This is a genomic window from Maribacter sp. (genome assembly GCF_049667165.1).
In the GTDB taxonomy this organism is placed as follows: domain Bacteria; phylum Bacteroidota; class Bacteroidia; order Flavobacteriales; family Flavobacteriaceae; genus Maribacter_A.
In genome coordinates, this window is sequence record NZ_JBATHS010000085.1 from 1 (window position 1) to 8,261 (window position 8,261).

Genomic DNA, 8,261 nt, shown 5'->3' on the forward strand with positions numbered 1-8,261 from the left:
TCAACATCTGGAGCCGCGGATGCAATCCCGGCATACCCATCAAAAGTGGTAATGTACTTACTTCCAGGAAGGTTTGGGTTTTCATAGACCACCACCATCGTCCATCCCCCGGAAACACCACCTGAGATACTGCTTCCCGAACTTGCCCGCACATTGGCCACGAAATAGTCGCCATCGGGGTTCGCAAGGCCAGAAACTATGGCCGTTACATCTGCATAACAGGCATAGGGGCTGTAGTAGCCAAAATCGATATCCCCACTCCCATCAAATAGAATTTCATCGGCAGTGATGTCCTGATACGCGCCTCCTGGCACTTGAAATTTTATATCATCGATATTACTTCTGTCTGCGTTTACATATACTGCCGACCAATAAAGTCCGGCATAACGAACCAAAGAACAGTTTTCGTCTGGTACATCCAAGGTGGCACTACTGGAGCTGAAGGTTGAAGGATCACTATCAACATCAATATATTGCATATTGAGATTGTCATTATAATCCGAGGAATTTCCCGTTAGGTCATAAGGGTCATTAGGGCTTTCTGCGGGCACCCAAGTTGCTTCCGGATTCCATACCCAACGACGACCCCTTCTTTCCCATGCGCCTTCCCAATGCGCATCGACCTGCCTATTGACAATATTATTGGCAATAAAGGTGAGCTCCCCTCGAATATCCGCTTCATAACGAACATCAAAGTCATTTTTTACTTGGGAATATGTAGAAAATATACCTAGAAAAAAGAAACAGGCTATTAAGGAATAAACGTTCGACTTTACTTTCATCGGGTCAGTAAGTTTGGTTTTATCTTGTTTTTTATTTTTGATGGCTTTGTCATTTTACAATGAGTTCCATGAAAAAAGGGTTTGGAAACTCCCAATAACAAATATTGTCCATTAAAATCAAGGGGGAAATTTAATGTTGTGGTATGCCTTAGTTCTGTTGTGAAACGCAATTTAAATAAGGTCTGCAAACCTCGGTAACATCGACCTGAAAGCGACTTTGTGTTTAATCGGAAAAAGAGTCCCCCATATCCTATAGCCTCTTGGCACAACTTCATGCCATAGATTTCTATCTGCGATATCGATCAAATTGTAAAATGAAGTGAAAATGTTAAAAAAGGATGGGTCGTGGTGAAAATGGGAATAGACAGTGTCGACAGTATTTTTTAGTAAAACCAGGGAATTATGGCCACATCAAAAATTAAGACGGGCATGTCATGGGGTTGGCCATTAGATCACCTCAAAATTTTGGGCGCCGAAGTTATGCCTTTATGAATGGTCGCATGAAAATTATCTAAACAGACAATGGGCCATTTTTCAACAATACGCCTATTTAGGCCATCTGGCTAGGTGTAACACGCATGATCCACATTTTGTCATCATACGAATCGTTTAGCTTGGTATAGTAAGAAATAAGGGCGTTGTTCCAAGATTGGTGACGCTTTAAATACACGTATCTGAAATTATTCTCAGGATTTATAAAATAACTGGCATGTAGCCCATAGGAATTCAAAAGCTTTACAAATCGTTTTGCATTATTCGGGTTCGCAAAAACATTGGCGATTAAATAATAACCTGTATCCACCCCATTGATGATTTGGGTTTTGGGTTCCTGATTATTCGCGGCAACCTTATCCTTTACAATGACATTCTTTTGAAGCACTTCTGTATTGTATTTGGAAGACTTCTCCTTTATTTTGGTTGAATTTTCCGCGTATGCCTCATTGGTGTATCGGTTGTCAACATTCATGATCCAAGTTTCACCGTCGTATTTCCCATCGATATTGTTAGTATAGGCATCCGCAGCTTCCTGCCATGAGTCATAACGCTTTAGATATACGTATTTAAGGCCATTATTGGGATTATCAATATAATCGGCGGCGATTCCTTTTTGCGCAAGACCATCCATGAATTTTTTCATATAGATACCGCCTTTATACACATTGGCCACAACATAGTAACCATCATCAACACCTTGTAAATCCCTGAATTTTCTGCTCTTTATACCCTTTTCATTGATATTGCGGACGGGCGTGGTACTATGTACACGATCTTTGGAGGTTTCGGGCCGAATTGTTTTCGTTGTTTCGGCAGCGGCAACCGCATCCTTTACCTTGGAAGACGGTGCTGTCGTATTAAAAACCGCTTGTGTATCGTTGTTCGATTCCGATTTTTTCGGGCCTGTCTTTATTTTATTATCATACGTTTCGGTATATTTAGGAATCGTTCCTTGGGACCTTCCGTCATTGCTTGGGTTGTTGGCTGCGAGAGCCAAGTCGGATTCGTCCCCGAGGAACATTATTCTGGCCTTTTCCTCTAGGTCGGGACGCTCGCCTTTGGTTTCATTGCGGACCATTCGCATGACCGTTTCAAAACGCCTTTGTAAGTCCTCTTTTCGATTGGCCTCTAAAGAATCTTGTCTGAACATCAATTCTTCAATGATGGCATCGTTCTCGGCCAATTTCCTTTTTAGTTCTTCCAGATCGTCATTACTGGCCATGGCATTTTCCCGAACCTCGTCATCGTTCCCAACCAGTTCATTATCATTCTCAAGTAGTACGCGATCTTCTGTCAAGTTCGGCTCAAAGGAATAGGCAAAGGAGATTTCATGTGTTACACCAAAGTTGTCAAAATTATTCGAGAGTCCTTTTTCCATGGTATAACCAAGGGAGAGGCGTTTGCTTAGATTAAACCCAACACCGGCAGCAGCTCCATAGAAACTATCATAACCACCTTGTACCCAGCCGAGTTTTGGGAGATCAAGAATAAGACTACCGCCAAAAACTACATCATCTTCCCCAACCTTTCTGGCTCGGGCCAAAGGCATTAATCGCCCGCCCTCTAGAATACCTGTGGCATTTTCAAATTCATGGGTATATTGTAAATGTCCCGAAAACGTTTTGTCTTTGAAATCGGTTACCGATTCACTGGTCTTTAGGTTGTAATCAAAAAGGTTCTCAGCGAATAAACCAAAATCGAACTTACCATAAGAAATATTGAACCCCGGTTGAAAGGATAATAAATTACTGTCTTGGAGTCCAGCGAGGAAGGGATCTTCCTCAACGGTGGTTACGCGATTTTGATCAAAACCACTATTGTAATAGGAAACATTGGCTCCAAATGTGAAATTACTTTTGTCACTTAATTTGACGCCATAGGCATAGTTTGCCAACACCCCGAAATTGCTCACGGTTCCTTCACGTTGTGAATATAGACTAAGGCCCAAACCGGTTCTGTCACTAATCCTACCGCTGTAGCTTAAGAAATAGTTTTGGTTGTTATCATCAAATTGTACCGATTGGTTTCTGTGTAATAGATTTATATACGAAACATCTTCCCTGACAGTGGAAAACGTTGGGTTGATCAAGAATCTGTTATATTTCAACAAATTCTGGGAAGGCACGTCATAGGTAACAAATGGCGAGTCTTCTTGTGCATTGACCTTGATCAATGCCATAATAAGTATGAGCAAACATATAATTCTATTCTTAACCATTGTATTAGTTATCTAATTACAGTTATAGTACCTTGTTTCAATACTTCCTGGGCATTCCTGATTTTATAGTAGAACACCATATTCTGTTTTGGAAAGGCCATGGAAGAAGATGGCCATGTATTCTTGTATTCGAATTCATTAAGTATTTCCTCACCCTTTTCATTATAGATGATCACATTGACGTCAGTCTTGTTGGAATACGAATTTGGAATTACCCATTGATCGTTTATACCATCACCATTAACACTTATAACATTTGGTATTTTAAAGGTGTCTAGATAGGTGACATTGATTTGTCGGGTAAGTTCACAATTGTCAATACTGGCAATCAACGTATAGGTCCCCTCTTCGGTAACACTTAATGAAGCTGAAGCGCTAACTTCCACATTGTTCGCATCGTACCATCGATATGCCGTTCCCCCATTTGCCGTAATGGTTCTTGACGATCCTTCGGGCAAAACCACATCCCCTGAAGGATCTAAAGTAATCAGGGAAGCGTCTAGGGTTTGAATCGTTACTTCATTAGAGATCAAGGAACAACCATTCTTTTCTAATACCAAACGGTATGTTCCAACGGCATCAATGTCAAAGGCTGTATCCGTGGTATTGACAGCAACACCATCTCTTTGCCATTCATAAGATTCTCCTGTAAGATCCGTTGTTGTACTTAGGGTAACACTATCCGAAGGGCTACAATATACTGTTCCGGTGCTTGCAATGCTTAAAGTTTCATTGGTAAGCAGTTGTACACTGAGACTGTTACTTGTAGTGCTGTAGGAACTGATGGTCCCTTCGAGTGTATAATTACCATTTTCGGCTATATCGGTCAAACTTAGGGAAGACCCTGTAGCAGCGGATACATCGGTTCCGTTCAATTTCCATTGATAGGTAAAGTCAGAGGCAATGTCCGCGGTCACATCTATTTTACTTAGATCTGTTAATACTGCGTGTATGGTTTGTACCTGAAGAACTACGTCAGTGGATGCGCAAGCCGTATAAGCCGCAGCATAATCCGTCACAATTTCAAAAGAGTCCGGAACAACTACCATAGTGTTTTCCGAATTTTTTAGGGTTCCGGGGCATGTGCCACCGCCTTGGGTTACTTCCACATAATAGGTTCCTTCTTGGGCAACGTTCACAGTGGCGCTTGTCTCACCAGATAGTTCGAGCCCATTTCTATACCATTTGTACGAAGGGGAAATGGCAGTCGTGGCCACACTAAGGGTTTCTGTTTGTGTAGGCAGTAAGACGATATTGGCCGCATTGTCCATGGTTACGGTAAAATCATCCGCATTGGACATGGTTATGGGTACTGAACGTTCATTACAAATGGCATTTGAAGAAATCTCTACTTGATAATCTCCTTCAAAATCTGCATTGGAAGCATCTACCGTATACGTGGAAGATGTTGCGCCAGAAATTTGAACACCATCCTTAAACCACATATAGGCCCAGGAAGCATCTGTTGTGTTAATACTTAAGGTTTCGGTTTCCCCGGCACAAAGAACACTTTTTGTAGGCGGATTGATAAATATACCTTGGCCTCCTGAACCAATGGTAACATCCACGATATTCGAATCGGTATTCCCTGAACCCGAACAAATGGAACCATAATCTATAATGGCGTAGTACATTCCGGAAGCGGTTACATTTAGGGTATGCCCCGTTTCACCACTTAAGGGTGTTCCGCTCATATACCAAATATACTGATAGGTTTCTGGATTGGGCACGTTATCGACCTGTAGTGTAATAGGCCCAGTGGCACAGACCATTCCTGGTGGCACCCCACTCCCGTCGGCACTGATGTTGATATTGGTCGTAACATCCATATAGTACATATGATATGCAGGGGACGGATCGCTGGTGTTGGCAGGGTCTGTTGATCGTACCCTCATGGTATACCCTTGACCTCTGGTATCGGTAGGAATGGAAAATGCGGTATTAAACTCTTTGGATGAATTCGTGTTTTGGTCGCTGACCCGCAAGAGTTCCACCGCATTGGTAAAATCCCCATTGGCGTCGGACAGCTCCAATATAAATTCATTAGCGCCATTGGCGGTACCAGCCCATGATATATTTATGTAGTATTCGTTGAACCCCCCTACCCCTGCACAAATGGCAGTCCATGGAGAGTTACCAGCCAGATTCGGATTATCTGCTGGTTCTGGAATATTAACGAGTATCTGTGCGGAAAGGGAAAATACACCCAATAGCATAAATGTCGCTAGTAAAAATTTGATGCGGAACATTCTTTTTGCTTTCATAACTTAAATCGTTGTAGTTTGTTAAATGACTACTTTTTTAATAGTATGACTTGGGTTACACTTAACACACTATCTCCTTCAGGGGGTAATTTGATACCGTGTTACTGTCAATCGAACATTTGTATTCAAAAACAAATATGTTATTTAATAATAGGCTTTAAAATTTAATGTTGTGGCATATTGCAAATATGTTGTGAAAACCTACTATTTGTATGCTACGGTATTTAATGCCCCATATTCCCTGCATTTTTCCTACTTTTGCCTTGCATAAAAGAAGTCAAATGAGTGAAGCTCCAAAATCGTTGAATTTCATTGAACATATTATTGAGGAAGACCTGGCAAACGGGTTTCCAAAAGATCTTTTGCGCTTTCGTTTTCCCCCAGAACCGAACGGCTATCTGCACATTGGCCATGCGAGTTCAATTTGCCTTAATTTCGGGTTGGGATTGCGATATGCATCCCCGGTAAATCTTAGGTTTGACGACACTAATCCCGTAAAGGAAGAACAGGAATTTGTAGACGCCATTAAACACGATGTAAAATGGTTGGGTTTTGAGTGGGATACCGAAAGGTATGCTTCTGATTATTTCCAACAGTTGTATGATTGGGCCGTACTGTTGATAAAAAATGGCAAGGCCTATGTCGATAGCCAATCATCTGAGGAAATGGCAACACAAAAAGGAACACCCACCGAACCCGGAACGAATGGTCCATTTCGTAACAGAACCATTCAAGAGAACCTGGAATTGTTCGAGGGTATGAAACATGGGGATTTTGAAGAGGGGTCACATGTATTACGGGCCAAAATTGATATGGCCTCATCAAATATGCTAATGAGGGATCCTATCATGTACCGCATCTTGCACAAGGCCCACCACAGAACAAATACCGATTGGTGTATTTATCCCATGTACGATTGGACCCATGGGGAAAGTGATTATATCGAACAGGTGTCCCATTCCCTATGCACACTTGAATTTTTGCCTCATCGGGAACTCTATGATTGGTTTTTGGATCAGGTCTATGACAAAAATAAGGTACGACCAAAACAGCGTGAATTTGCCCGTAGGAATTTGAGCCATACCGTAGTGAGCAAGCGAAAATTATTGAAATTGGTAGAAGAGGGTACTGTAAAAGGGTGGGATGACCCACGAATGCCTACTATTTCAGGATTGCGTAGAAGGGGATATACGCCAGAATCCATTCGAAATTTTGCCGATACGATTGGTATTGCAAAACGGGAAAATTTAATAGATGTCTCGTTAATTGAATTTCATGTTCGCGAACATTTGAATAAGATTGCCCCAAGGGTAATGGGCGTATTGGATCCCGTAAAAGTTGTAATAACCAATTACCCCGAAGGTAAGGAAGAATGGTTGGAAGCAGAAAACAATCCCGAGGATCCCTCTGGCGGATCAAGACAGGTTCCTTTTTCGCGAGAGATTTATATCGAGCGGGATGATTTTAAGGAAGAAGCCAATCGCAAGTTCTTTAGATTAAAGCTTGGTGGTGAGGTGCGATTGAAGAATGCATATATCCTCAAAGCTACTAGTTGTACTAAAGATACCGATGGTACTATTACAGAAATACAATGTACTTATGACCCGCAAAGCAAAAGCGGAAGTGGTACCGAGGAAAGCTTACGCAAAGTAAAGGGGACCTTGCATTGGGTTTCCATTAAGCATGCTTTGGAGGCCGAGATTCGCATATATGATCGTTTATTTTTAGACGAAAGCCCAGATACGCACAAGGATAAGGATTTTATGGAATTCGTAAATCCAGATTCTTTGAACGTAATCAAAGGATATTTGGAACCTAGTTTGAAAAACGCCAAAATTCAGGACCGGGTACAGTTTCAAAGATTGGGCTATTTCTGTGTCGATCAGGATTCAACTCCCGAAAATTTGGTTTTCAACAAAACGGTTGGACTTCGGGACACCTGGGCAAAAATACAGCAAAACAACTAAAATCGATATTCTTTATCAAAGAAAATATATCAATCGGTATTATCTATGTGAAACGGCTATTTTAAAAGCGTTTTAAGACGGATTTGTTATAAAACAATAGTAGGCGTTGGTTAAGGTGAAGGAAAGGGTTCCAGTGCTTTTTATATACGAATTGGTTTTTTTCGGAGCTGATCTTAGCCTTTACGAATACATAGGGGTAAATCCATAAAAAAACCCACTTGTAAGCCAAGTGGGTTTTGTGTTTATAAATTATAACGACTTAGGTTTTCTTTGGATTCTTCTTTTTCATTTCTTCCCCGATCATATTACTTGCCGTAAAAGAAGCCACCATATTGTTCAACATATCGCTACCGGCTTGTGGTGAGTTGGGTAAAAGGATTAAATTGGTATTGGTCTCCTCGCCGATAGATTGTAACGTATCATAATGTTGGGTAACCACGATCAAGGCGGATGCTTCCTGGGAATTGATTCCTACCTTGTTCAAAACTTCAACAGACTCTTCGAGGCCCCTGGCGATTTCCCGACGCTGATCGGC

Annotated in this window: 3 protein-coding genes and 2 pseudogenes; 1 reads left to right on the forward strand and 4 read right to left on the reverse strand. The window is 41.6% G+C overall.

All coding sequences use genetic code 11. The annotated features are described in order from the left end of the window. The 3 genes and pseudogenes from WBM98_RS04640 to WBM98_RS04650 form a co-directional block, all read right to left on the reverse strand. Window positions 1–782, reverse strand: a pseudogene (locus WBM98_RS04640) (hypothetical protein); the annotation flags it as partial. A 550-nt stretch (window positions 783–1,332) separates the two neighbouring features. Further along, entirely contained in the window at window positions 1,333–3,456 is a 2,124-nt protein-coding gene (locus tag WBM98_RS04645) for a PorP/SprF family type IX secretion system membrane protein (RefSeq protein ID WP_424364863.1), read from the reverse strand. Between the two features lie 47 nt (window positions 3,457–3,503). Beyond that, the gene (locus tag WBM98_RS04650) at window positions 3,504–5,759 is read right to left on the reverse strand and encodes a gliding motility-associated C-terminal domain-containing protein (protein WP_424364861.1); all 2,256 of its coding nucleotides are present in this window, start codon (window positions 5,757–5,759) and stop codon (window positions 3,504–3,506) included. Between the two features lie 281 nt (window positions 5,760–6,040). Here WBM98_RS04650 and WBM98_RS04655 point away from each other — a divergent pair, with 281 nt between their 5' ends. Then, a complete protein-coding gene (locus WBM98_RS04655; RefSeq protein ID WP_424364862.1) occupies window positions 6,041–7,726 on the forward strand; it encodes a glutamine--tRNA ligase/YqeY domain fusion protein in 1,686 nt (561 codons plus the stop codon). Between the two features lie 259 nt (window positions 7,727–7,985). On the opposite strand, the pseudogene WBM98_RS04660 reads toward WBM98_RS04655, so the two are convergent. Continuing rightward, window positions 7,986–8,261: pseudogene (locus WBM98_RS04660) on the reverse strand (SPFH domain-containing protein); the annotation flags it as partial.